Genomic DNA, 2492 nt, shown 5'->3' with positions numbered 1-2492 from the left:
GACGCGCTCGGGGAAGATCATGCGCCGCCTCCTCAAGGACATCGCCGAAGGCCGAGCCCTCGGCGACACGACGACGCTGGCGGACCCGAGCGTCGTCGCCAAGCTCAAGGGCGAGTACGAGTCGCACGAGGGATAGCGGCGGCTCACGGATCCGCAGTCCACGTCCCCGAAAAAGGGGCGCCTCTCCAGCCGGAGGGGCGCCCCTTCTTCGTATCTCGAACCGGAGAATGGTGCGTGAACCGGCGGATGCGGGAAACGACGACTCCGCACCCATCTATATCGTTCCCGACCGGCTCCGGGGGAGGGGGCGTCTCTGAACGGAACCGCTGACCGGATGCACGTCGAATGAGCTGCCCCCTCCGGCCACTTCCGCCGCGTGCCGGAATCAACATCCCCCATTGATGGAAGGAGGCCGTCATGCGCAGGCTCGCGTTGATGCTCGTCCTGGGATCGGTCACTCTCGCCGCCTGCCAGCCGCCGCAGGTGAACCCGGTGGCGATCCGCCGCTACGCGGCCGCCCGTTTCGTCCGCGACACGGCGCAGTACGGGGCGATCACGGTGTTCTCGCTCCCCGTTCCGGGCGCCGAGGCGGACGGGGTGCTGGACCTGTCCCCGCAGGCGCAGGCGGAGTTCGTGCGCGCGGTGGCGGCGACCCCAACCGCGAAGTCGCCCGGCACCATCGCGGCCGGCCTCGCCTCGCCCATCCAGCCCGAGACCTCGCCCCCGGGCACCCGCAACCTCGCCCGCGTCTCCCGCCGGGTAGTCTTCTCCATCGAGAACCGGTCGATGAATCCCGCCGATCGGCTGCATACGGCGCGCATTATCGTCCGGCTCAACCCCGACAGCGCCGTCTTCACCGGCTGGGACCGGATCGCGACGCGGCACAACAAGGTGGACGTGGGAACCCTCACCTTCACCCAGGAGAGGGACGTCGGCGGTGAGCTGGGGCTCACGATCCCCGTGGTCTCCGCAACGCCGAAGGTGACCAGCTCGGCCGGGAGCAGCTTGGTGGAGAACGTCACCCTGTCGCAGCGGCTGGTGGAGCTGAACGGGGCGCTGACGCCCAGCGAGGCCGTGCTCCTCCAGCAGAGCACCGCGGGGCTCGACCTGACCGGGAACGTGCTAGCCGACTTCGTAGTGCAGATGCGGCGCCCCCACCCCGAATGGTTCTACTCGTTCACGCACGACGGCGACGGGTGCGGCCAGCCGCGCCTTCGCGGGGAGTACAACTGGATCACGACCGACACACGCCCGGTCCCGGCGACCGTGGTTCTGGACTACGTGCTGCGCCGCGTCGACGGCGGCGCGGCCACCATCACGGAGTCCGACGACACGGTCACCTTCGTCTCGGCGGCCCAGCCGATCCAGGCGGAGCTGATCCCCACCTCGGCGCTGGTCGTGCACTCGTGGCTGGTGCGCGCCGACCGCACCCTGGAAGGTGTCCTCAACCTCCGCTCGAACGTCGGCGGGATGGACCTGGAGCGCGCCAAGCCCGTGCAGTTCGCGTCGTACGAGGATGCGGAGCGGATGGTGATCTGGCTCAAGCGATGCAACGGCCAGATCCCCGGGTTCGAGGCCACCATCCGTGGCCGCCGGCCCGATGCCCAGCGGCTGTACATCGACCGCGTGGAAGCGAACACCGACCCCGTGGACCGGTAGCGGCGCTCGCCGTTCCGCGAGCCTGCCCAAGACGCGCTCGGGGAAGATCATGCGCCGCCTCCTCAAGGACATCGCCGAAGGCCGCGCCCTCGGCGACACCACCACGCTGGCGGACCCAAGCGTGGTCGCCAAGCTCAAGGGCGAGTACGAGTCGCGAGAAGGGTAGCGCGCCGTCGCCCGGATCAAGACGAGAGGCGCCCCCCAGGCCGGGGGGCGCCTCTCCGCGTTTTGCGACTCGCGGCCTCGCGGGAGGGTCACTATGCGCAGACCAGCTGCGACTGGTCGTTGCACGGGCACACCGCCTGGCCGTCGGTCCAGGCATAACTTCCCTCACACGGATGCGGACCGCTGGGGCACTCGGCTCCGCACTGCGTGCGGGGGCAGGTGAACATGCTGTAGTACGCCTGCACCGTCCCCTTCTCAGTGTCACCGTCCTCCGTCTCGAACGACTCCACCTTCAACGCATCCAGATCGAGGCTGATCTTCCGCATCGGAATCTCCGTGTAGTGAACGCCACGGGACACGGCATCCAGGGTGGATGAGGGCACCGGGCATGCGAATCATTTGCGCCTTTAAAATCATCAATCCACAAAGCTCCTGCAAGCCACCCCCTGCGGCTTGCGTCCGAATCGCATATGGCCGGGAATCGCGTCTGAAGAAACCATTGCTCCGGGTCCGGCGCGCCATTAACCGTACGTCTCCCGCCGAGCTTCCGTCGGCGGGAGAACGCGGTTCATCAGAGACGGAGGCCGTCATGGGAGGGATCGAGATCACCGAGCCGCGCCCGAACCAGAAGGTGCTCCTGGGGCAGAGCGTCGATTTCGGCGGGACGG

Annotated in this window: 2 protein-coding genes; one reads left to right on the top strand and one right to left on the bottom strand. The window is 68.3% G+C overall.

What is annotated here, in order from left to right; genetic code table 11:
- Window positions 1-417 precede the first annotated feature (417 nt).
- Entirely contained in the window at window positions 418-1659 is a 1242-nt protein-coding gene (locus tag VN520_RS23425; protein WP_325748911.1) for a hypothetical protein, read from the top strand.
- A 257-nt stretch (window positions 1660-1916) separates the two neighbouring features.
- Here VN520_RS23425 and VN520_RS23420 read toward each other — a convergent pair whose 3' ends face one another.
- Window positions 1917-2150, bottom strand: a complete 234-nt coding sequence (locus VN520_RS23420; protein WP_325748910.1) for a hypothetical protein — start codon at window positions 2148-2150, stop codon at window positions 1917-1919.
- Between the last annotated feature and the right edge of the window lie 342 nt (window positions 2151-2492).

It is taken from the genome of Streptomyces sp. (genome assembly GCF_035563135.1).
Taxonomy (GTDB): Bacteria; Actinomycetota; Actinomycetes; order Streptomycetales; family Streptomycetaceae; genus Streptomyces.
This window is presented reverse-complemented; position numbering and strand designations above follow the sequence as displayed.

Coding starts and splice junctions, on each gene's coding strand:
- VN520_RS23420 (WP_325748910.1), bottom strand. CDS start 2,150: ATGCGGAAGATCAGCCTCGATCTGGATGCGTTGAAGGTGGAGTCGTTC.
- VN520_RS23425 (WP_325748911.1), top strand. CDS start 418: ATGCGCAGGCTCGCGTTGATGCTCGTCCTGGGATCGGTCACTCTCGCC.